This window comes from Nonomuraea antri, from assembly GCF_013283785.1.
In the GTDB taxonomy this organism is placed as follows: domain Bacteria; phylum Actinomycetota; class Actinomycetes; order Streptosporangiales; family Streptosporangiaceae; genus Nonomuraea; species Nonomuraea antri.
Map to the genome: position 1 here is coordinate 12,738 of NZ_JABCPZ010000104.1, position 22,199 is coordinate 34,936.

The following is a 22,199-nucleotide window of genomic DNA, read 5'->3' on the forward strand; positions in this document are numbered from 1 at the left end:
TAGAGAGGGCACCGCCGGCTTCCCGCCGGGCCGGGGCGACGGCGGCAGACGTCATGCACGTGGGCACTCCAGTGCCCGGCGGGCGTGGGCGCGGACGTCGGCGTCCGGGTCCGCGAGTGCCGCGGTGAGCGCGGCGATCACCGGCGGTTCGCCCGCCCACCGGGCCAGCGCCAGCACGGCCGCCTTGCGTACGTCGAGGTTGGCGTCACCGAGCGCCTCACCGAGCGCGGCGACGAGCGGTCCAGGCGCGGTGGCCGGGTCGGCGGCGGCCAGGCAGCGGGCGGCGCCGACGCGTACCTGCCAGTCGGGGTCGTGGATCGCCGCGAGCGCCTGCGACTCCAGCGGCACGCCGGTCGCGCCGGACGCCTCCAGGGCGGCCGCGCGCACCAGCGGGTCGGGGTCGGCGGCCAGGTCGGCGAGCGCGCCGGACGGCTTGCCGATGCGGCCCAGCCCCCTGGCCGCCTGCACCCGCACCTCCCTGGACGGATCGGCCGCCGCCGTCGCCACCAGGTCGCTCTCGTCGAGCGAGACCAGTGCGCGCACCGCCTCGATCCGCACCCTGCGGTCGGTGTCGGCCAGCGCGCCGGCGAAGCTCTCCCGGTCGCCGAGCCGCAGCGCGCGCAGCACGTCGATCGCGCTCGCCCGGACCACGGCGTCCGCGCCTGACAGCCGCTCGATCAGGGCCGTCCGCAGCTCGGGCGTGGCGGGCAGCACCTCGACCAGTTCCCTGAGCGCGGTGGCGGCGGCGTGCCGTACGGTGCCGTGGGCGTCGTCGAGCGCGGCGGCCAGGGCCGGCCCGGCGCCGTCCGGCACGGTCTCGGTGAGTGTGGCGATCGCGGCCCGCCTGACCTTGGGGTCGGGGTCGCGCAGGTAGGGGGCGAGCCGCGCGGTGGTGGGCTGTTCCTCGGCCAGCCGGTGCAGTTCGAGTATGCGCGGCGAGCGGCCGACCGCGACGCGTTCCGCGAGGCCGGCGGCGGCGCGCCGGACCCGCACCGGGGAATGGGCGGCGAGCAGCACCGGTTCCGCGGCGACGGGCGTGAACTCCGGGACGGGCACCAGGTAGGGCGCCACGGGCCGCTTGACGAACTCCATCGCGCCGTCGTCCCGTTTGCGCAGGTTCAGGTGGAACAGCCACTCGCCGTCGTCGCGGGCGGGCAGGTCGGCGCGCTCGTGGTAGAGGCCCCAGCGGCTCTCGGTGCGGGTGAGCGAGGCCCGCGCGGCCATTTCCGCGCAGTCCCTGATGAAGTCGACCTCCACGCAGCGCATCAGCTCGTGCGGGGTGCGGCCGCCCATCCCGGCGATCTCCTCGCGCATCCGCTCGAAGGTCTCCAGGGCGATCTCCAGCTTGGCGGCCGTCTTCGGCGGGGTGATGTAGTCGTTGACGAAGCGGCGCAGCTTGTATTCGACCTGCTGCTGCGGCGGGCCGTCCGGGTGGCGCAGGGGCCGGTAGATCAGCTCGTGCGCGGCCGCGATCTGCTCCTCGGGCAGGGCCTGCCGGGCGGCGTGGTGTTCGGCGGCGTGCGCGCCGGCCAGGTCGCCGAAGACGAAGGCGCCGATCATGTAGTTGTGCGGCACGCAGGCCAGGTCTCCGGCCGCGTACAGGCCGGGCACGGTGGTCGCGCCGTGTTCGTCCACCCAGACGCCCGACGCGGAGTGGCCGCCGCACAGCCCGATCTCGGAGATGTGCATCTCGACGTCGTGGGTGCGGTAGTCGTGGCCGCGCCCGGCGTGGAAGGTGCCGCGCGTGGGGCGTTCGGTGGTGTGCAGGATGGTCTCCAGCGCGGAGATCGACTCCTCGGGCAGGTGGCTGAGCTTGAGGTAGATGGGGCCGCGCGCGGAGGCGATCTCGCCGGCCACCTCGGCCATCATCTGTCCCGACCAGTAGTCGGAGTCGACGAACCGCTCGCCCTGGTTGTTGACCTGGTAGCCGCCGAACGGGTTGGCCACGTACGCGCAGGCCGGGCCGTTGTAGTCCTTGATCAGCGGGTTGATCTGGAAGCACTCGATGCCGCTCAGCTCGGCCCCGGCGTGGTAGGCCATGGCGTGGCCGTCGCCGGCGTTGGCCGGGTTCTCGTAGGTGCCGTACAGGTAGCCGCCGGCGGGCAGGCCGAGCCGGCCGCACGCGCCGGTCGCCAGGATGACCGCGCCCGCCGACACCGTGACGAACCGTCCGGAACGGGTGTCGAACCCGGCGACGCCGACCGCGCGCCCGCCGGAGGTGAGCACCCGGACCGGCATCACCCGGTTCTCGATGGTGACCTTCTCGCGGATGTCACGGCGGCGCAGCACCCGGTAGAGGATCTTCTTGACGTCCTTGCCCTCCGGCATGGGCAGCACATAGCTGCCGGAGCGGTGGACCCGGCGCACCGCGTACTCGCCGTGCTCGTCCTTGTCGAACTTGACGCCGTAGCGTTCCAGCCGCTGGACCATGGCGTGGCCGCGGGTGGCGGTCTGGTGCACGGTCCGCTGGTCGACGATCCCGTCGTTGGCCCTGGTGATCTCGGCGACGTAGTCCTCGGGGGTGGCCTTGCCGGGGATGACCGCGTTGTTGACGCCGTCCATGCCCATGGCCAGCGCGCCGCTGTGGCGTACGTGCGCCTTCTCCAGCAGCAGGACGGTCGCGCCGCGCTCGGCGGCGGTGATCGCGGCCATGGTGCCCGCGGTGCCGCCGCCGACGACGAGCACCTCGCACTCCAGGTGCAGGCGGTCCTCGATCGGGGGGATGTCCATCACAGCTCCTTCAGAATGCGTTCACGCAGCGCGGCGCGGTCGTCGGCGCCGCGCACGTCCAGCACCGCGCGCAGGCCGTGGCCGCCGAGCACGGCGACGCGGTCGGCCAGCAGCAGCGCCTCGTCCACGTCGTGGGTCACGAACACGACCGTGGCCCGGGTGTCGCGCAGCACGTCGAGCAGGACCTGCTGCATCTGGGCGCGGGTCTGGGCGTCGAGCGCGCCGAACGGCTCGTCCATCAGCACCGCGCGCGGGGCGGCGACCAGGGCGCGGGCGAGTTGCACGCGCTGGCGCATGCCGCCGGACAGCTCGCGCGGCAGCTTGTCCTCGGCCCCGGCCAGGCCCACGCGCTCGATCCAGGCCCGCGCCGCGGCGGCCCGCTCGTGCCTGCCGACCTTGCGGATGCGCAGGGGCAGTTCGATGTTGCGCCGGACGTCGCGCCACGGCAGCAGGCCGTCGTCCTGGAAGACCATGGCCCGTTCGGCCGAGGTGCCGTCGATCTCGGACGTGCCCGCGAGTATCCGCCCGCCGGCGGGCGGCAGCAGCCCGGCCAGGGAGCGCAGCAGCGTGGACTTGCCGGAACCCGACGCGCCCACGACCACCAGCACCTCGCCGGGCACGATCGCCAGGTCGAGCTCGCGGACGACGAGGTCACGACCGTAGCCCAGGGACAGCCGCTCCAGCGTGAAGCCGAGCCCGGCCTGCGCCTGCTCGGGCCGGGCGAGCGTGGTCACGTCGTGCTCCTCTCGCCGCGCGGCAGCCAGCGGGTGATCCTGCGGCCGGCCAGCTCAACGGCGGCCGAGGTGAGCCAGCCGAGCAGCCCGATGGTGACCATCCCGACGATCACCGCCGGGTAGTCCACCAGCGTGTACGACTGCCAGGTCCGGTACCCGACGCCGAACTCCCCGGAGATCATCTCCGCCGAGATCACGCAGATCCACGCCACGCCCATGCCGACCGACAGCCCGCCGACCACGCCGGGCAGGATGCCGGGCAGCACGACGTGCCACAACACGTGCCGGCCGCCGCCGCCGAGCGTCCTGACCGCGTCCTCCCACAGGGTCGGCAGCGCCCGGACGGCGTGCCTGGTGCTGACCACGATCGGGAAGAACGCCGCGGCGAACGTGATGAACACGATGCCCTGCTCGTCGGTCGGGAACAGCAGGATGGCCACCGGCACCAGCGCGATCGCCGGGATCGGGCGCACCGCCTCCAGCAGCGGCAGCAGCACGTCCCTGGTGCGCGCCGACCGGCCGAGCGCGACGCCCGCGGCGATGCCGGCGAGCGTGGCCAGGCCGAACCCGGTGAGGATGCGGATCAGGCTCTGCGCCAGGTCGAGCGCGAAGACGGGGGTGGCGAGCTGCCCCGCGGCCTCGGCCGCGATCTCGTCGAGCGTGGGCAGCCGGTCGAACCTGAGCCACAGCCGGGCGTCGGTGGCGGTGAGCGCCTGCCACAGCCCGGCCGCCGCCAGCACGGACCCCGCCCGGACGAGCCGGCTCCGGCCCTGGCCCCTCACCGGTCGCCGCCCTTCGCCGCCGCCTTCAGCGCGGCCTCGTAGGTGATCGGCTCGGCTCCCGGGTGGCCGGCCCGGTAGGCGTCGGCGGCCTCCCGCGTGGTGAACGGCAGGAACCGCGCCTCCTGCCTGAGCCACACCGCGTGGTCGGCGAACCAGCGGGTCCCGGTGACGGTGTCCGGCACGTAGGCGGCGCGGACGGGCCTGCCCGCGGCGGCGATCTGGCGCAGCAGGCAGGTGGGCGTGGCCGCGGGCCGCGTGCTGTTCTCGCCGTCGAGCCACAGCTCCGAGGCCGTCGCGGGGTCGCTCACCCGGCCGCCGCACACCGGGTCGGCGCCGGTGATCGGGGCGGGGTTGGCGGTGGCGGCCGTGTCCGCGTCGTATCGGGGGCCGTACGCCTTGCGCAGGTAGGAGTCGTTGACGAAGGCGGAGACGTCGACTCCGGGGAAGTCGGCGCCGATGCGCTTGAGATACGGCACGTCGTGCTCGTGTGCCGCCTTGAGCTGCGGTTTCAGCGTCACGTCGAACGTGGAGATGCCGCCCGGCCCGTTGTAGAGGTAGACGACCTCGGCGGGCAGCCCGGTGGCCCCGGCGACGGACTCGGCCGCCGCGAGCGGGTTCTCGTGCAGGTGGCGGGTGGCGTCGATCTGGGCCTTGAGGAAGGCGTCCACCACGTCGGGGTGTTCCTTGGCGTAGGCCTGGCGCACCACGACCCCGTGGAAGGTGGGCACGTCCAGCGCGGAGCCGTCGTAGAGCAGCCGGCCCTTGTCCTGGAAGACCAGCAGGCCGGGCCAGGCCACGAACTGCGCGTACGCCCGCACGCCGCCCGACTCCAGTTGCGAGGCGCCGACCGCGGGCTGGTGGTTGACCACCTCGACCCCGCCGACCCCGGCCTTCTCCAGCGCCTGGACCAGCGTGCCGTGCCCGGCCGAGCCCACGCTGGCCGAGACCTTGGCCCCCGTCAGGTCGGCCAGCGTGCGCGCGTCGGACGCGGGCGGCACGAGCACCATGTTGAGCCCGCCGCGCAGGTTGTAGCCGGTGATGGAGATCAGCTCGGTGCGGGCGTCGGGGACGTTCTGGGTGCGGGCGGCGTTGATCAGCAGCGGGTAGTCGCCCATCGAGCCGATGTCGATCTTGCCCGCGACCATCTTCGCGGTGATGGGGGCGCCGGTGTCGTAGTCCTGCCACTCGACGGTGTACCTGTCGCCGAGCCGCTTCTCCAGGTAGCCCAGCGAGCGCAGCAGCGTGCCCGCGGTCACCGTGTTGATGGTCTTGGACTGGTAGCCGATGACGACGGTGGTCTTCTCCTCGCCGCCCGCCGCCCCCGCGACCGAGCAGCCGGCCGCGGCGAGCATGGCGAGGGCCGCCAGAGCGACGCGCATGGTCTTGCCCTTCATCGCAGCAGGTAGGGGATGTTGATGGTGACGGCGTCCACGGGGCACCTGGCCGCGCACGGGCCGCAGTACCAGCACTCGTCCACGTACATGTAGGCCTTGCCGCTCTCCTCGTGGATGGCCAGCGAGTCGAGCGGGCAGGCTTCGACGCAGAGCGTGCAGCCGTCGATGCACAGGGCCTCGTCGATGGTCACGGGCACGTCGACCCGTTGCTCGATCAGAGCCATCGCTCCTCCTCCGGGGTGCGGTTCAGGTGGCCGCGCATGGTCAGCCGGTCGCCTCTGAAGCGGATGAACTCCAGGTCGACCGGCCTGCCGTCGGCCAGGTGGGTGAGCCGCTCGACCATGAGCAGCGCGGCGCCGCGCGGCGCGCCGAGCGCGGCGGCGGTGTGGGGGTCGGCGTTGACCGCCTCCAAGGTGAGCTCGGCGGTGCCGAGCGGCTGGCCGGCGATCGATTCCAGGAGCACGAAGATGTCGTTGTGCGCCAGGTCAGCGTCGAACAGCGGCTCGCCGACGTCGCGGACCAGGTAGGTCAGGTCCATCGACAGCGGCAGTCCGTTGAGCAGGCGCAGCCGTTCGAGGTAGACGACCGGCTCGCCGGGGGCCAGGCCGAGCCGGTGGCTGACGGCTGCGGGCGGCTCGATCAGGGTCATCGTCCTGACCTGGTTGGTGACCTGGCCGTGCTCGTGCAGGGTCTCGGCCAGGCCGAGCAGCCGGTGCAGGCCGTGCGGGTACTTCTCGCCCGCCACCGTCGTGCCCACGCCGGGGCAGCGCGCCACCAGTCCTTCCTCGCGCAGCAGGCACAGCGCCTCCCGGACGGTGTTGCGCGACGCGCCGAACTCGCGCGCCAGCGCCGCCTCGGGCGGCAACGGGCCCCGGGCGAAGTGCCCGTGCACGATCTGCCGCCTGAGCAGGTCGGCCACCTGCCGAGCCCGGTCGGCCCGCCGCCGCGCGGCTGCCCCGTGTCCCACTTCCGCCTCCCTGCCTGGATCGACGGCATTAACCTATCAATCAGGTAGGCAAATAGGGATAACGGGGAGGTTGCGCCACCTCGGGAGGCGTCCGGCCCGCTCCCGAGCAGCCGTTCCGCGCTACGGGAGGCGAGATCCGCCACCTCTCAAGGGGTCGTCCGGGTCTTAGTCCGCCCGCAGCGGCCCGTAGTGGGCCAGCGCCTCACCGGCGGTGAACGCCCAGTACCGGTCACCGGTGGACCAGTGCCACCACTCGGTGGGGTAATTGACGAATCCGGCGCGGGCCATCGCGGCGCGCAGCCTCGCCCGGTTGGCGGCGGCCTCGTGGGAGATGTTGGCCGCGTCCGTGTAGCAGGCCTCCTGGCTGTCCTCGGGGGTGGCGTTGACCTCGGTGCCCATCCAGCACAGGCGGCCGTCGGGGCCGCGCAGGGTCAGGTCGACCGCGCCGCCCGTCGTGTGCGGCGCCACCTCGGGCGGCGAGATGTACCTGCTCGCCTCACGGTGCGCCCGCGCCGCCGGCCAGTCCGGGTGCTGCTCGCGCAGGAAGGCGACCCGCTCGGCGAAATAGCTCTCCTGCAGTTCCGGCGGCCGGTACCCCTCGACCACCACGAGCCGGTAACCCTGGGGCAGGCAGGACTGGGCCCGCCGCAGGCGCCGGAGCACGCCGAGCCGCACCCGGGCGTAGTCGCCGTCGGGGTCGGCCTGCCTGCCGTCCACCTCGATCTCGGCGGCCTCGCGCACGTCCACCAGCGGCTCGTGGCATTCGCGCACCGGCACCGCCGAGATGCGCTCGTCAGCGAGCAACACGATGTCAGCCACCAGATCCTCCAGCGATCTCCATTCGGGCACCGGCCACCACCTTGCTCCCGTGTCCTGCAGAATCGCTGTAGTTCACCTGTAGCAGCGGCTCTTCGGCGCGTTCGCGCGCATTGATAATCGCGGCGCGATCCGGCCACACTGATGGTCGACTTGGTGTCGTGTACGCCTTGACGGGGAATGCGGGGGATTTTCGATGGAGTTCCGCCTGCTTGGATCACCCGAGGTGTGGCTCGACGGACGGCAGCTCGAACTGTCGGCCGGCAAGCTGACGGCCCTGCTCGCGGCCGGGCTGTTACAGGCCAACCGGGTGGTGTCGATCTCGAGCCTGGTCGACGCGCTGTGGGGGCACGCGCCGCCGGCGACCGCGGGGGCGCTCGTCCACACGTACGTGTCGAATCTGCGCAAGGCGCTGCACCACGGCGAGCGCGAGATCATCGTCACCCGCCCGCCCGGCTACCTGTTCGAGGTCGATCCGGAGCGCATCGACGTCAACCGGTTCGAGTCGCTGGCGGCCCAGGGCCGGCGGGCGGCCGCCGCCGGGCGGCACGAGGAGGCGGCGCGGCTGCTGCGGTCCGCGCTGGAGATCTGGCGCGGGCCCGCGCTGAACGGCCTGACGACACCCGTGCTGCGCCAGGCCGCCGACGGGCTGGAGGAACTGCGCCTCTACGTGCTCGAGGAACGCATCAAGGCGGAGTCGCGGCACGGGCCGCCAGGACCGCTGGCGGCCGAGCTGGCCACGCTGGTCAAGCAGTACCCGCTGCGCGAGGGGCTGCGCGCCCAGCAGATGCTGGCGCTGTTCCGGCTGGGCCGGCAGGCCGACGCGCTCGACGTCTACCGGCAGGCCCGCGAGGCGCTGCAGTCGGAGCTGGGCATCGATCCCGGCCAGGAGCTGCGCCGGATGCACCAGGCCATCCTGGCCGCCGATCCAGCGCTGGACGCGCCCGTCGCGGAAGAGCCCGTCGTCATCTCCGTGAAGCGTGAGCCCGAGCCCGCGGTCGTGCCGCAGGACCCGATCCCGGCCGCGTCCCCCGCACCGGCCCAGGTGCCGCGTCAGCTGCCGCCGGCCATCGGCGCCCTCGTCGGCCGCGACGGCGAACTGGACGATCTGCGCGCCACCCTGACGCGCGCCGCGACGGCCGACCGGCAGCTCTGCTGCGCGATCTCGGGAAAGGCCGGCAGCGGCAAGACCACCCTGGCGATCGCCGCCGCCCACGCGGTACGCGAGTCCTTCGCAGACGGGCAGCTCTACGCCACCTTCCACGGCACCGGCCCGGAGGAGACCCGGGAGGTGCTCGGCGGGTTCCTGCGCGCGCTCGGCGAACCGGCGAACCGGCTCTCCGGCTCCGTCGAGGAGCTGAGCGCCCTGTTCCGCAGCAGGATCGCCGGGCGGCGCATCCTCGTCCTGCTGGACAACGCCGGGCCGGAGGAGCAGGTGCGGCCGCTGCTGCCGGCGCACGGCGGCGGCGCCACGCTGCTGACCAGCCGGGTCGCCCTGGCCGGCCTGGACCTCGACGCCAACCTCGGCCTGGACGTGCTGGATCCGGACGCCGCGCTGCGGCTGCTGGCCCAGCTCGTCGGCGAGGCACGGGTGGCGGCCGAGCCCGAGGCCGCGGCGGAGATCGTCCGGCTGACCGGGGGGCTGCCCCTGGCCGTGCGGGCGGTCGGCACCCGGCTGGCGCTGCGGCAGCGGTGGCCGCTGAGCGTGCTGGCGGTCCGCCTGCGCGACGAGCATCGCCGCCTGGACGAGCTGACGGCCGGCGACCTGGAGGTCCGGGCCAGCCTGCACCTCAGCTACGCGAACCTGTCCGACCCGCTCCGGCTCGCGTTCCGCAGGCTCGGCGCGATCGCCGTGGGCGAGTTCCCGCCGTGGCTGCTGGCGCCGCTGCTGGACGACACCGAGGCCAGGGCGGAGCACGTCGTCGAGCGGCTGGCCGACGCGCAGCTCGTGGACGCGATCGGCGTCGGCCTGGACGGCCGGGCCCGCTACGGCATGCACGATCTCATCCGGCTGTTCGCCAAGGAACGCGCCGACGCGGAGGAGCCGGTCGCCGAGCGGTGCCAGGCGATCGAGCGGCTGGTGCGGCACCTGCTGGGCGCCATCGCGGACCTGGGCTCCGGCATGGACACCGATCCGGGCCTCGGCGTGGACTCCGGCCCGGGCTTCGGCGCGAACTCCGATCCTGGCGCCGGCCTGCGGGGCGTCGAGCTGGAGTCGTGGCTGGAGCAGGAGCGGTGGCTGCTCGTGCGGACCGTGGAGCAGGCCGGCCGGCTGGGGCTGCACCGGCCGGCGTGGCGGCTGGCCACGGCGCTGATGCCGTCCTTCCGTGCGCGCAACACGTTCGACGCCTGGTGGCGGACCCACGCGGCCGCGCTCGACGCGTCCAGGTCGGCGGGCGACCGGGCGGGTGAGGCGAGCCTGCTGCGCGGCCTCGCGCTGCTCCGCTACGAGCAGGACCGCCTCGACGAGGCCGCCGACTACCACGGCCAGGCGCTGGCGATCTTCCAGGAGCAGGGCGACCTGCGCGGCCAGGCGGACTGCCTGATCGGGATCGCCACCGTGCACCGCGAGCGCGGCCGCTTCGGGACCGCGCTCGACCTGTTCGAGCAGGCCGGCCGCATGTGCGCGGAGCTGGACGATCAGGCCGGCCTGGCCGAGTGCACCTACGGCATCGGGTACGTCAACCGCGAGGTGGGCGACTTCTCCGCCGCCGACGCCGCGCTGGAGGAGGCGCTGGCGGCCTACCGCCGGATCGGCGACCCGCGCGGGGAAGGTCTCACCCTCCGCTCGATGGCCATGGTGTGCCGGGCGCGTGGCGACCTCGGCCGGGCCGGGTCCCTGGCCACGCGGGCGATCGCCGCGCTCCGGGAGAGCCAGGACCGGCTGCTCATCGCGTACGGGCTGCAGTGCCTGGCGAAGGTCCAGATCAGGCAGGGTGAGCTCGGGCCCGCGGCGGGTGCGCTGCGCGAGGCGCTCGCGGTGTGCGTCGCCTTCGGCGACCGCTTCGGCACGGCGCTGACCACCCGCACCATCGGCGAGCTGCACCTGGCCGCGGGCGAGCTGGACCTGGCCGCGAGCCACCTCGACGCCGCGCGCGAGCAGTGGGCCGCGATGGGCCTGGAGCTGTTTCTGGCGCGCACCGACCGGGACCGGGCCGAGGTGCACCGTCGCCGCGGCGACGCCGGCGCGGCCGACGAACTCCACGCGGCGGCGCTCGCCGTCTTCCGCCGGTACGGCAGCAGGGAGCGGGACGAAATGTCCGCACCATCCGGCGACCCGGCCGTGAGCTCGAAGAACGCCAGGTGAGGTCGGCTCGCTAGAGCCGGATCCCATCGTCCTACAGGCGTGCTGCAGCGAAGCTGAAGAGGCCGCATCGACCGTGGTCGGCAGGCGCGACAAGCGCCGGCCAACACCACGGAGGATCTCATGCGTCACCTCGCGCCACGCCCCACCCGACCCGTCCAGGCTCGCGGGCCACGCCTTCGCACCACGGTCGTCGCGCTCACCGCCGGCGCCGTCACCGTGCTCATGCCCGCGAGTGTCGCGCTCGCCGCACCGAGCACCGCGCTGACGCCCGCGGGGGTCGCGGTCGCCGCGCCGAGCGATCCGCCCGACCTGTCGCCGCCGCAGATCGCCGCGCTGGCCGCGCTGCCGTGCGTGCCCGGCGGCCCGACCGCCGCGGACGGCGCCATGGCCGCCGCGCTCAACCCGCTGCTGAGCGGCAAGATGCGCGGTTACATGACGGCGTACAACACCTCCTGCGCGCGGGCCGTGGTGCAGGCGGTACGCAACCGGGGGCTGAACCCGCGGGCGGCCGCCATCGCGATCGCCACGGTGATCGTCGAGACCAGCATCGCCAACCTCGACGGCGGCGACCTCGACTCGGTCGGGCTCTTCCAGCAGCGCGACACCTGGGGCAGCCGCGCCGAGCGGACCAACCCGGTGACCGCCACCAACATGTTCCTCGACACGATGCAGCGCTTCTACCCCAACGGGACGTGGAACACCGCGCCCATCGGCGAGGTGGCGGCGGACGTGCAGCGCCCGGCCGCCGAGTACCGGGGCCGGTACGCCGAGCAGGCCGGTGACGCGGTCGTCATCGCCAACCGGCTGTGGTCGAAGACCGGCTCGGACACCGCGGGCGTCTACCGGCCCTCCAACGCCACCTTCTACCTGCGCGACAACAACTGGGCCGGAGCCGCCGACATCACCGTCCAGTACGGCAACATCGGCGACAAACCCCTCGTCGGCGACTGGGACGGCAACGGCACCACCACCATCGGCGTCTACCGCCCCGAAACCCGCTACTTCTACCTCCGCAACACCAACACCCCAGGCGACGCCCAGATCGGCTTCCACTTCGGCGACCCCGGCGACATCCCCATCGCCGGCGACTGGGACGGCGACGGCGACGAAACCGTCGGCGTCTACCGCCCCAGCAACTCCACCTTCTACCTGCGCAACAACAACTGGGCCGGACCCGCGGACCGCACCGTCCAGTTCGGCGCGCCCGGCGATCTGCCCGTGGTGGGCGACTGGGACGGCGACGGCGACGACTCGGTCAGCGTCTACCGCCCCGCCACCGCGAGCTTCCACCTCGTCAACTCCGACGTCGGCACGGCCAACCCGCGCGTCGTCCAGTTCGGCAACTACGGGGACCGGCCGTTGACCGGCAACTGGAACAGCGACCGCTACACCACCATCGGCGCCTACCGCCCCGACACCCGCTACTTCTACCTGCGCAACAGCAACACGCCGGGCGACGCCGAGATCGGCTTCCCGTTCGGCGACCACGAGGACATCCCCATCGCCGGCAACTGGCGCTGACCCGACCCCTGCTGATCCGTACTGAGAAAGGGATTGCACCATGACGACGCACCTTCACCACCGAACCCCCGGGCACCTTCGCCGCACCCGCAGGACGGCGAGCCGCATCGCCGGTGTCATGCTCAGCGTGGCCGTGGCCCTGGGCGCCACCGCCGCGGTGGATCTGGCCGCGCCGCAGGTGGCGGCGGCGAACGCGGCGCCGAGCCGCGGTGTCATCGCGGCCACGGCCAATTCCCAGGTGGGCACCACCGCCACCGGCGATCAATGCCAGAAATACGGCCCGTTATGCGCTGACTGGTGTGCCATGTTCGCCACCTGGGTGTGGGAGCAGGCCGGGGTGGCCGGCTCGCCGCGCAGCCTCTACGTGGCGACCGCGATCGGGCAGTGGGGCGTCGAGCGCGGCCTGTTCAAGCGGCGTCCCGCCAGTGCGCGCGGCAACCCGCTGCCCGGCGACATCGCGGTCTACGGCGAGCCCGGCTCGGGCACCGGTGGTCACGTGTCCATCGTCTACACGGTCAACGGCGACGGCACCATCACCACGATCGACGGCAACGACGGCAACCGGGTGACCAGGAAGACCATCAACCCGATCACCGCGCGAGCGGGCAGGCTCAACGTGCCGATCAGCGGTTACGTGACACCGCCCGGCGCGGTCTCGGTCGTCTCCGCCACCGCGGGCGTCTACCGGCCCGCCAACGCCACCTTCTACCTGCGCGACAACAACTGGGCCGGAGCCGCCGACATCACCGTCCAGTACGGCAACATCGGCGACAAACCCCTCGTCGGCGACTGGGACGGCAACGGCACCACCACCATCGGCGTCTACCGCCCGGAAACCCGCTACTTCTACCTCCGCAACACCAACACCCCAGGCGACGCCCAGATCGGCTTCCACTTCGGCGACCCCGGCGACATCCCCATCGCCGGCGACTGGGACGGCGACGGCGACGAAACCGTCGGCGTCTACCGACCCAGCAACTCCACCTTCTACCTGCGCAACAACAACTGGGCCGGCCCGGCGGACCGGACCATCCACTTCGGCAACAACAACGAGGACCTGCCCATCGTCGGTGACTGGGACGGCGACGGCGACGACTCCGTCAGCGTCTACCGCCCCGCCAACGCCACCTTCTACCTGGTCAACTCCGACGTGAGCACCGACAACGCGCGCGTCATCCAGTACGGCAACCACGGCGACCTGCCCCTCACCGGGAACTGGAACAGCGACCGATACACCACCATCGGCGTCTACCGCCCTGACACCCGCTACTTCTACCTGCGCAACGACAACACGCCGGGCGACGCCGAGATCGGCTTCCACTTCGGCAACCTCGACGACGTCCCCATCGCCGGCAACTGGCGCTGACCTGATCGACTGAAGACGGTTCCCTCCGCCGGTGGCGGAGGGAACCGTCTTCTTGCGGTCCTCAGGCTACTCTTGCGAGACTAGTCGCGTGTCGTCGATCCGCATCTTCATCCTCAGCGCGTTGTCTGAACGCGGTCCCATGCACGGTCACCACCTGCGCCTGCTGTCCGAGGAGGAACACCTCGACCAGTGGACCGACATCACCACCGGCGGTCTCTACGGGGCCATCAAGCGCCTGGCCGCCGAAGGGCTGATCGAGGAGGCGCGTACCGAGAAGGTGGGCTCCTACCCGGCGCGCAAGGTCTGGCGCATCACCGAGGCCGGTGCCAGGGCCCTGTCATCGCTCAAGATCAGCGCGCTGCGGGAGATCGTCTTCAGGCCTGATCCGTTCGATCTCGCCATCACCCGGCTCGACCCGGACCGGCTCGACGACCTGGAGTCCGTCGTCGCGGCCCGTCTCGGCTCGCTGCGCGCGATGCTCACCGACTACGAGGCGCACATGCGCACGATCGCCGGCTACCTGTCGCCGGCCGAAACGCTGGCCATGCGGCATCACGTCGTACGGCTGCAGGCGGAGATCACCTGGCACCAGGAGCTCGTGGCCCGGCTGCCTCAGCTCACCCAGGACGAGAAGGCCCGGAGGACCCCGCATGACCACGGACAAGAAGCATCGTGACCGCGTGTTCGCCTGGCACCGGGAGCTGCGTGACGTCCACCATCGCCTGGAGCAGGCGCTGGAGGATGTGGCGAGGGCCCTGCGCGAGGGCAACCGGGCCGGCGCGCTCAAGCCCGAGCTGCGCCGGTTCTGCTACACGTTCTGCGCCGCGCTGGGCAGCCACCACCGCAGCGAGGACGCCGCGTTCTTCCCCGCGCTGCTCAGGCGGATGCCCGAACTGGAACCCGTCATCACCGCGCTCACCCGCGAGCACGAGGTCCTGTCACGGCTCCTGACCGACTTCCAGCGGGCCCTGGACTCCGATTCCCCGCCGCGTGAGCTGTTCCAGCAGATCAACGAGATCAAGGCGGCCATGAAGGCGCACTTCGGATTCGAGGAGGGGGCGCTGAAGCGGGTGCTGCGCGGCCTCGACGCGCCGGCGAGCGACAAGCGGCGGATGTTCGGCGACGTCTGAGCCCCGCGCCGTTCGGATCAGGGGTTGGGCTGCCTGGCCAACCCCAGATCGACGCCCCTGGGTTCCTTGACCGCCGTGACCGCGGCCAGGGAGATCACGCAGAGCACCATGATGTAGCCGCCGACGGACAGCGCCGTGCCCGTGCTCTGCACCAGCGCCTGGGCGATCGTGGGGGCGAACGCGCCACCCAGGATGGCGCCGAGCGCGTACCCGATCGCGACGCCGGAGTAGCGCACCGAGACGGGGAACATCTCGGCGTACATGGCCGACATGGGCCCGTAGGACAGGCCCAAGCCGATGGTCAGGACGATGACCGCCACCGCGAAGAGCCGGATGTCGCGGGTCTCCATCAGCAGGAAGAGCGGGATCATCCAGACGAACACCAGCGCGTAGCCGATCTGGAAGGTGCGGACGCGGCCGATCCGGTCGGACAACACGCCGCCGTACATGGTGAAGATCAGCCAGCCGACCGAACCGGCGACGGTGGCGAGCAGGACCGACGGCCTGGACAGGCCCAGCGAGGTGGTGCCGTAGCTGATGAAGTAGGCGATGAGGAGGTAGCCCGCGGCGTTGTTGGCCACGAAGATCAGCGCGGTGAGCAGCACGTTCCTGCTGTTGTGCCGGAACAGCTCGCGCAGCGGCGCGGACGAGGTCCTGGTGCGCTGCTGCAGCTCCTTGAACACCGGGCTCTCCTCGACGGCCCGCCGCACCAGGTAGCCGATGACGATCAGGGTCAGGGACAGCAGGAACGGCACCCGCCAGCCCCACGACTGGAACTGCGCGGGCGTGGTCACCGTGCTCATGACCCACAGGACGCCGGTCGCCAGGATGAGCCCGATCGGCACGCCGATCTGCGGGAAGGCGCCCCACCAGCCGCGGCGCTCGCGTGGCGCGTGCTCGACCGCCAGCAGCGCGGCGCCGCCCCACTCGCCGCCGGCCGAGAAGCCCTGCAGGATGCGCAGCAGGATGAGCGCGATGGGCGCGGCCACGCCGATCTCCGTGTAGGTGGGCAGCAGGCCGATGAGGGTGGTGGCCCCGCCCATGAGGAGCAGGGTCAGCACGAGCATGCGCTTGCGTCCGAGCCGGTCGCCGTACCGGCCGGCGACGATCGCGCCCAGCGGCCGGAACAGGAAGCTGATGCCGATCGTGGCCAGCGAGATGAGCGTGGCCAGGCCGGGCGCCTGCGCGTTGACCGGGGCCAGGAAGAGCGGGCCGAACACCAGGCCGGCGGCCTGGGCGTAGATGAAGAAGTCGTACCACTCGATGGTGGTGCCGGCCAGGGTGCTGGCGAGGACCTTGCGGTCGTCGCGGGTCATGGCGCGTGGTTCACTCGTCACGGTGGACTCCGTTCCTTACCTCGGGGGGTCTGGCGGCGCTCTCCCACGCCACCAGGGCTGACTGGCAGGGGTGACCGGCGGCGTGCCGGAGGGCGGGCTGCCGGGTGCGGTTCCCGGCCGGGGGGCGGCCGGTGCCGTGCCCGCCCTCGGGCGAGCCGTCGAAGCGGTCCACGATCAGCGTGACGATCTCCTCCAGGCAGCGGGCGTACCGTTTCACGTCGGCCGGGTCCGCGGGGTCGGACCTCATGGTGAAATGCGGGTTCCCGGCCGAAGCGTGCCCGGCGACGGCGGCGTCGAACCGGTGGGCGGCGCCGCCGTGCAGGACGACGCCGTCGAGGACCGCACCCGCGGGAACGGGCTCGCGGCCGACCGCCCCGACCAGGTCCCGTTCCGATCGAGAGGGCATGGCGATTCCTCCTGGTAAGGCGTCGGAGGGGGCGAAAGCAAGTGGGACAACAATGCGGGAAAGCCGCATGTGACACAATGTCGGCCCCGACCCGGATCTCCCGTTCCCGGTGTCGGATCCCACACCCATAACCCGGGGCGTGACCATGGCCACCATGACGCTGGGGACCCTGCTCGATGCGCTGCGTCCCGACCTCGTTCAGCTCGCGGCCGGCGACGCGCACGTCGCGGTGGGCGGTGTCGAACTCCTCGACGGCGGCGCGCTCGAACCGGTCGTGCCGCGGTGCCTGCTCCTCGCGCTCGGCCTGGATCTCTCCTCGGCGACGGCCGTCGGCGCGGCGCTCAGGCTCGCCGCCGAGACGAACGGCGCGCTGGCGGTCAAGTGCGCGAACGGCCTGCCCGGCCAGGTCATCGAGCAGGCACGCGCGGCGGGAGCCACGGTCGTGGCGGTCAATCCGGACATCCCGTGGAGCCGTCTCTACGGCCTGGTCTCCACGCTGCCGGCCACCCGGCCGGCCACCGGCGAGCCCGTCTCAGGTCTCGCCGGCGGCGACCTGTTCTCCCTGGCCAACTCGGTCGCCGCGATCTGCGGCGGGGCCGTGGCGATCATGGACACCGACCAGACGATCGTCGCCTACTCCAACCTGCCGGGGCAGCCGATCGACGAGACCCGTCGGGTGGGCATCCTCTCGCGGCGGGTCCCCGATCACGCGCTCCCCCACCACCTGACCGACGAGCTGTGGCGCAGCGACTCGGTGCGGCTCATCCGCCGCGACGGCTACCACCCGCGCCTCGCCGTCGTGATCCGCGCCGGCGACACGGCGCTCGGCTCGCTGTGGGCGGCCTTCCCCGACGAGGACGTGATCACCGACTGCGCAGCCGTGCTCGCCGCCGCGGCCAAGCTCGCCGCGCTGCACCTGCTCACCATCCGCCGGCACCTGGACGCCGACCAGGAAAGCCGCACCGCCGCCCTGCACACGGCCCTGCGACACCCGGGTCACGCCGACCGCGCGCTGCCCCTGCCTGGCAGCCTGCTCTGCCTCGACGCCGAAACCGAGACCGGGGCAGGGGCTGGCGACGATCGGCCCGGTCTTCTGGCCGATCATCGGGCGGGTCTGTTGCGTGCCGTCGGCCTGCTCGAACTCGACGCCCGCTCGCTCGGCCACGAGCCGACCATCTGCCTGGTCAAGGACCGGATGTACGTGCTGCTCCAGGCCGCGCCACGCGGCTCGGTCACCGTCTCCACCCTGGCCGCGCACTTCCACCAGCGGGCGACGCGGCTGCTGCGCACGGATCTGCTGGTCGTCCGCGGTGAGCCCGTCGAGGAGCCCGACGGGCTGCGCCAGACACGTGACGACCTCGACCGCGCCATCAGCCACCTGCGGGAGTCGGACGCCCGGCCGGGCAGCTACGCGGCGCGGGACCTGCACGCCGAGATCGTCCAGCAGCGGCTGTTCGACGCCGTGCGGGCGGACCCGATGCTCCGGACCGGCCTGGGCCACGTCATCGCCGCGCACGATCTCGCCCACGGCACCGACTACCGGGCGACGCTCCTGTCCTACCTCCGGAACTTCGGGGACGTCCGGGCGGCGAGCACCGAGCTGACGCTGCACGAGAACACCGTGCGCAAGCGGATCAGACGCGCGCGGGAACTGTTCGGAATCGCGCTGGAGAACCCCACGCACCGCCTGCTGCTCGAACTCGAACTGGGCGCGAACGTCACGTACCGGTCTTCTCGCTCTCGCTCTCGCTCTCGCTCTCGTTCTCACTCTCCGGCGCGGCGGGCTGCTCGTCCGTCCCGTGAGCGCGGAACTCCTCCTCGGTGACGGTCAGGAAACCCTTCCCATCAGGATCCGGGACGACGTATTCGCGCGACCCCTTGCGCAGCACGAAGTACGCCAGCGCGAGCAGGAACAGCACGATCGCGGTCCAGACGTTGAGCCGCTGGCCGAGGAAGACCAGGGCCTCGTCGGTGCGGATCATCTCGATCCAGGCCCGGCCCGCGGTGTAGGCCATCACGTACAGGGCGAAGGCGCGGCCCTTGCCGAATTCGTACCTGCGGTCGAGCCAGTAGACGAGCGCCACCACGCCGACGTTCCACACCATCTCGTAGAGGAACGCGGGATGGTAGAGGCCTTCGAGCATGACGGGTTTGCCGTCGGCGCCGACCTCCGCGACGCCTTGCGACATCCGGTAGACCTCGAGCCCCCAGGGCAGGTCGGTCCTGCCGCCGTAGAGCTCGTTGTTGAACCAGTTGCCCAGCCTGGCGATCACCTGGCCGACGGGCAGGCCCACCGCGATGCAGTCGGCGAGGAGGGTGTAGCTCAGCCCCATCCGCCTGCAGGCGATCCAGGCGCCGAGCGCGCCTCCGGCGACGGCGCCCCAGATTCCGATGCCGCCTTCCCAGATCCGGAGGGTTCCCAGGATTCCCTCACCGTCGGGGCCCCAGTATTTGTCCGGCGTGGTGATGACGTGATAAATGCGCGCGCCCACGATTCCGAACGGGATCGCCCATACGGCGATGTCGGAGGCGGCGTGTTCGGGCGCGCCACGACTGCGCATGCGCCTGCCGGTGACAATGCTCGCGACGACGATGCCGGCGATCATGCACAGCGCATATGCCCTGATGGGAATCTCGACGAATCCGAGATCCACGTGCCAGACCGCTCTGTCGGGACTGGGAATGCTCGCGAGTGTCACGGGAGTGCACCCTAACCGATATCCACTTGGGTCGTACAGTAACCGGGACTTTCCGAACAAAGCTCTGCAGGCCATTGAATAATCCCTTGAGCTGCGCGGATTCTTTCGCCCGTTCCGGCGCGTTTACGCGACGACCGCTTCGTCACCGGCGAAGGAGAATAACGAATTTTGCCGCATTCTCTAGGAAAAGCGCTGATCAGGGACTCGTGACAACGTCAAAAGGCCTCCGCGCGACCAGCGGATCCAGCATCCTGGGCGTGGCCGGCAATTGGCCATTGATTCGGCGGCGGCGCCGTCGCTATGACCTGCATCAACTGCCATCTCGCCGCTTCCCACCGCGCCTCGACTGTTCGACCTCCATGTCCCGCCGGCAGCTCGCCGACACCGCGATCTCCGCGATCCAGGTGATCTCGGAAGGCAGGCCGCCCTCGTCGCCTCGGCTCTCGAAGTACGCTTCGCGGGCGTCCGCCAGCGCGGACATGCCTGCTTCGCCGGTCAGGAAGGCTCTGGCCGCCGACAGGTAGGCGAGCGACGCGCTCGCCGGCTCGTCGCTCAGGGCGCTGCGGCACACCTGGATCGCATGCTCCGCGAACCCTAGCGAGAGCAGCTTCCCGTGACGCTCGTCCACCTCGCGCAGGCAGTTCGTGAGCATTCTGGGAACCACGATCAATCTCGCCGACCTCCCGCCGATGTCCGGGGACGGGTCACATGTCGAGCAGTTCGACGGCCACGTTCGCGACGTCGCCGGCGCTGAGAGATTCGGCGGTGCGGACGGCGCGTTTGACGGGCAGCACGTAGCTGCCGCGCGTGCTGTCGGGGAAGATCGAGGTCTTCCAGGTGGTCTTCCCGATCGTGACCTGCACCCGGAGTGAGCCGAAGCCGCGGCGCGCCCCGCCCATCACGTCCTGGATCTCCTCGGACGCCTCGACCGGCAGGCTCACGAAGGTCCAGCTGTCGGCACGCCGAGCGTCCCAAATCCATAGTTCCGCAGCGAATTCGACCACCATCCGTTCAAGGTAGCGGCAAGCCGGCTACTCGGAACGCTCACCGCGACCGGCGGGGTCGAGGAGTCTGATCACCACGAGGAGTCCGGCGGCGCACAGCAGGAGCGTGAAGCCCCAGGCGAGGACGCCGAGAATCGCGCTGGTCACGGCGCCGGCCATGATCAGGCCGGTGACGATGGCGATGACTGTCCTGACGGGGCGTTTCATCCCTCTGTCTCCTTGTAGTGGTGGTCAGCGGGGCCGGTAGCAGCAGCGTCGGCCGGTCTCCACGGTGGCCCGCAACTCCGCGCCGATCACGCCGTCCGCCTCGCTGATGCGGGTCAACGCGCGTCTGATGGCCTTGCCGACGGCGATTCTGGCGCGTTCCTCGTCGTCGGTGAAGGGACGGGGACGTCCGGCCAGGCCGGTGGCGGCGGCGAGTTCGGCGACCAGCCAGTCGCGTTCCGCGCGTGATCGAGCCGCCCGTCCGAGGTCGTTCAGCGCGTCGAGCTCGGCGATCTCGGCCTCGAGCTCGCGCAGCCGGTCCTTGTAGCGGCGTTCAGCCAGGTGGTCGATCATCGGCTGGACCGACGGGGACCAGGGGTTCTCACCGGCTCCCGTCCGGCCGGGCGCACGGGCGGCCCGGGCCCCGGCGAGGTCGATGGCGCGGATCTCCCTGCGCGGGGTGCCGATCAGTACGGCCAGGTAACGCATGCCGACGCTGTCGTCGATCCGCGCGGTGCGGCCGTGCAGCTCGATCTGCCACTGGCGGCCATGACGTCGGCATACGGCTTCCGACCCCACCCCGAGCCTGGCGGACCCCGCCCCGGGCCTGGCGGTCGTCCGCGCAGAAAGCTTCATGCCCAGTTCGGCGGCCTCCTGCTCGGCCAGGGTCAGGTGGCGGCGCGCCGTGGCGTCGGCGGTTCCCCTGCGGATCGTCAGCACCTGGCCCAGCCGCCAGCGCGACAGGACGGCCGCCGGCCAGTGACCGAGGCCGAGGTTCGCCTGGACGGCCCGGCCGAGGTGGTCGGCGGCGGCCGAGAGATCGCCGGTGGTGAACGCGGCCATGCCGAGTGCGTGGGACGTCGAGCCGAAACAGGTGATGCCGAGGCTCGCCATCGCGGGAAGCCGGGCGAACGGGGTGAGCAGCCGGTAGGCGTGGGCCGCGGTGTCGGCGTCGTCCAGCAGGTGGGCCGCCTCCACCAGGCCGTGCATGGCGGCCAGCCAGCTCTTGGCGCGGGACAGCTCGGCCAGGTCCGCCCCGCGCAGCCTGGCCAGCATCCCGGCGGCCAGCCGGTGATCGCCCGCGACGGCGGCGGCCACGGCCAGGGCGGGGAAGTAGGCGTAGTCGGCGTCGCCGAGCCCGGGAGAGGAGATCAGCTCCGACAGCGGCTCGACGAGTTCGGCGATGCGACCCTGGTACCAGCGGATGGTGGTGATCTGCGCGCCGTGCCAGCCGGCCGCGTCGTGGTCGCCGGCGTCCTGGCCCCGCTCGGCGCAGGCGGCGGCCAGCGTCTCCGCCTCGGTGAGACGTCCCGCCCTGATGGCGAGCATGACCTTGACGGCGCTGACGACGTACCCGACCGCCAGATGGTCCTCCTGCGCCAGCCGGTCGGACAGCTCGCGCAACGACCGTTCCGCGTGCGGGTCGGCGGCCAGGAAGAGGTCGACGGTCCGCCACAGCAGGCCGATGAGCAGGTCGCCGCGGCGGTTGGTGCGGGCCGCCTCGCCGATCAGCTCCTGGGCCAGGTCGAGCCGTGACGTCCCGTGCTCGGGGCCCATCAGGCAGTGGTGTGACAGGCTCAGCGCCTCCGCCGTGGCCACCGCGTCGCCGGTGTCCCTGGCCGCCGCCAGCGCCAGGAGTATCGCGTCGTGCTCGCCGGCGTGGTAGTCCTCCTCGGCGTGCAGCCTGGCGCGCAGCCGCAGCGCCAGCGGCGAGCGCGGATCGATGGCGGCCAGGGCGCGCCGTTGACGGGTCCGCAGCGTCGCGGCCTCGGCGGCGGTGCGGTGCTCATGCACCCACACCC

20 protein-coding genes are annotated in these 22,199 nt (G+C 72.1%); 6 read left to right on the top strand and 14 right to left on the bottom strand.

The window, feature by feature from the left end:
• Window positions 1-51: 51 nt before the first annotated feature.
• The 7 genes from HII36_RS29520 to HII36_RS29550 form a co-directional block, all read right to left on the bottom strand.
• Window positions 52-2,730, bottom strand: a complete 2,679-nt coding sequence (locus HII36_RS29520; RefSeq protein ID WP_173526538.1) for a fumarate reductase/succinate dehydrogenase flavoprotein subunit — start codon at window positions 2,728-2,730, stop codon at window positions 52-54.
• Complete coding sequence (locus HII36_RS29525; protein WP_173526539.1) at window positions 2,730-3,464, bottom strand: ABC transporter ATP-binding protein; 735 nt, start codon at window positions 3,462-3,464, stop codon at window positions 2,730-2,732. The genes HII36_RS29520 and HII36_RS29525 overlap by 1 nt, the downstream gene beginning before the upstream one ends.
• Window positions 3,461-4,246, bottom strand: coding sequence for an ABC transporter permease (locus HII36_RS29530; RefSeq protein WP_173526540.1), 786 nt, complete (start codon window positions 4,244-4,246; stop codon window positions 3,461-3,463). Before HII36_RS29530 ends, HII36_RS29525 begins: the two co-directional genes overlap by 4 nt.
• A complete protein-coding gene (locus tag HII36_RS29535; protein WP_236003985.1) occupies window positions 4,243-5,625 on the bottom strand; it encodes an ABC transporter substrate-binding protein in 1,383 nt (460 codons plus the stop codon). Before HII36_RS29535 ends, HII36_RS29530 begins: the two co-directional genes overlap by 4 nt.
• 11 nt (window positions 5,626-5,636) lie before the next feature.
• Window positions 5,637-5,864, bottom strand: a complete 228-nt coding sequence (locus tag HII36_RS29540; protein WP_173526542.1) for a 4Fe-4S dicluster domain-containing protein — start codon at window positions 5,862-5,864, stop codon at window positions 5,637-5,639.
• Complete coding sequence (locus tag HII36_RS29545) at window positions 5,855-6,607, bottom strand: GntR family transcriptional regulator (protein ID WP_173526543.1); 753 nt, start codon at window positions 6,605-6,607, stop codon at window positions 5,855-5,857. The genes HII36_RS29540 and HII36_RS29545 overlap by 10 nt, the downstream gene beginning before the upstream one ends.
• A 165-nt stretch (window positions 6,608-6,772) precedes the next feature.
• Complete coding sequence (locus HII36_RS29550; RefSeq protein ID WP_328807951.1) at window positions 6,773-7,456, bottom strand: M15 family metallopeptidase; 684 nt, start codon at window positions 7,454-7,456, stop codon at window positions 6,773-6,775.
• A gap of 163 nt (window positions 7,457-7,619) precedes the next feature.
• Here HII36_RS29550 and HII36_RS29555 point away from each other — a divergent pair, with 163 nt between their 5' ends.
• The 5 genes from HII36_RS29555 to HII36_RS29575 all read left to right on the top strand — a co-directional run bounded on the left by HII36_RS29555 (window position 7,620) and on the right by HII36_RS29575 (window position 14,747).
• Entirely contained in the window at window positions 7,620-10,730 is a 3,111-nt protein-coding gene (locus HII36_RS29555) for an AfsR/SARP family transcriptional regulator (RefSeq protein WP_173526544.1), read from the top strand.
• A gap of 120 nt (window positions 10,731-10,850) precedes the next feature.
• Entirely contained in the window at window positions 10,851-12,251 is a 1,401-nt protein-coding gene (locus HII36_RS29560; RefSeq protein WP_173526545.1) for a hypothetical protein, read from the top strand.
• Between the two features lie 40 nt (window positions 12,252-12,291).
• Window positions 12,292-13,617: a CHAP domain-containing protein gene (locus HII36_RS29565; protein ID WP_173526546.1), complete on the top strand. Its 1,326-nt coding sequence runs from the start codon at window positions 12,292-12,294 to the stop codon at window positions 13,615-13,617.
• An 88-nt stretch (window positions 13,618-13,705) separates the two neighbouring features.
• Window positions 13,706-14,293: a PadR family transcriptional regulator gene (locus HII36_RS29570; RefSeq protein ID WP_173526547.1), complete on the top strand. Its 588-nt coding sequence runs from the start codon at window positions 13,706-13,708 to the stop codon at window positions 14,291-14,293.
• Window positions 14,268-14,747 carry a hemerythrin domain-containing protein gene (locus tag HII36_RS29575; RefSeq protein WP_173526548.1) on the top strand — a complete coding sequence of 160 codons (480 nt, stop codon included), beginning with the start codon at window positions 14,268-14,270 and terminating at the stop codon, window positions 14,745-14,747. Before HII36_RS29570 ends, HII36_RS29575 begins: the two co-directional genes overlap by 26 nt.
• A 17-nt stretch (window positions 14,748-14,764) precedes the next feature.
• Here HII36_RS29575 and HII36_RS29580 read toward each other — a convergent pair whose 3' ends face one another.
• A complete protein-coding gene (locus HII36_RS29580; protein WP_173526559.1) occupies window positions 14,765-16,063 on the bottom strand; it encodes an MFS transporter in 1,299 nt (432 codons plus the stop codon).
• A 10-nt stretch (window positions 16,064-16,073) separates the two neighbouring features.
• Window positions 16,074-16,490: an FAD-linked oxidase C-terminal domain-containing protein gene (locus HII36_RS29585; protein ID WP_217370123.1), complete on the bottom strand. Its 417-nt coding sequence runs from the start codon at window positions 16,488-16,490 to the stop codon at window positions 16,074-16,076.
• 154 nt (window positions 16,491-16,644) lie between these two features.
• Here HII36_RS29585 and HII36_RS29590 point away from each other — a divergent pair, with 154 nt between their 5' ends.
• A complete protein-coding gene (locus HII36_RS29590) occupies window positions 16,645-18,315 on the top strand; it encodes a PucR family transcriptional regulator (RefSeq protein WP_217370124.1) in 1,671 nt (556 codons plus the stop codon).
• Here the strand turns inward: HII36_RS29590 and lgt are convergent.
• From lgt to HII36_RS29615, 5 genes are all read right to left on the bottom strand, one after another.
• Entirely contained in the window at window positions 18,209-19,189 is a 981-nt protein-coding gene (gene lgt / locus HII36_RS29595) for a prolipoprotein diacylglyceryl transferase (protein ID WP_328807952.1), read from the bottom strand. The genes HII36_RS29590 and lgt overlap by 107 nt on opposite strands.
• 310 nt (window positions 19,190-19,499) lie before the next feature.
• Window positions 19,500-19,841 carry a hypothetical protein gene (locus HII36_RS29600; RefSeq protein WP_173526551.1) on the bottom strand — a complete coding sequence of 114 codons (342 nt, stop codon included), beginning with the start codon at window positions 19,839-19,841 and terminating at the stop codon, window positions 19,500-19,502.
• A 52-nt stretch (window positions 19,842-19,893) separates the two neighbouring features.
• A complete protein-coding gene (locus HII36_RS29605; protein ID WP_173526552.1) occupies window positions 19,894-20,196 on the bottom strand; it encodes a DUF1905 domain-containing protein in 303 nt (100 codons plus the stop codon).
• Between the two features lie 24 nt (window positions 20,197-20,220).
• Window positions 20,221-20,400: a hypothetical protein gene (locus HII36_RS29610; protein WP_173526553.1), complete on the bottom strand. Its 180-nt coding sequence runs from the start codon at window positions 20,398-20,400 to the stop codon at window positions 20,221-20,223.
• Between the two features lie 24 nt (window positions 20,401-20,424).
• The coding region (locus HII36_RS29615) for a hypothetical protein (RefSeq protein ID WP_173526554.1) at window positions 20,425-22,199 on the bottom strand (1,775 nt) is incomplete at its 5' end.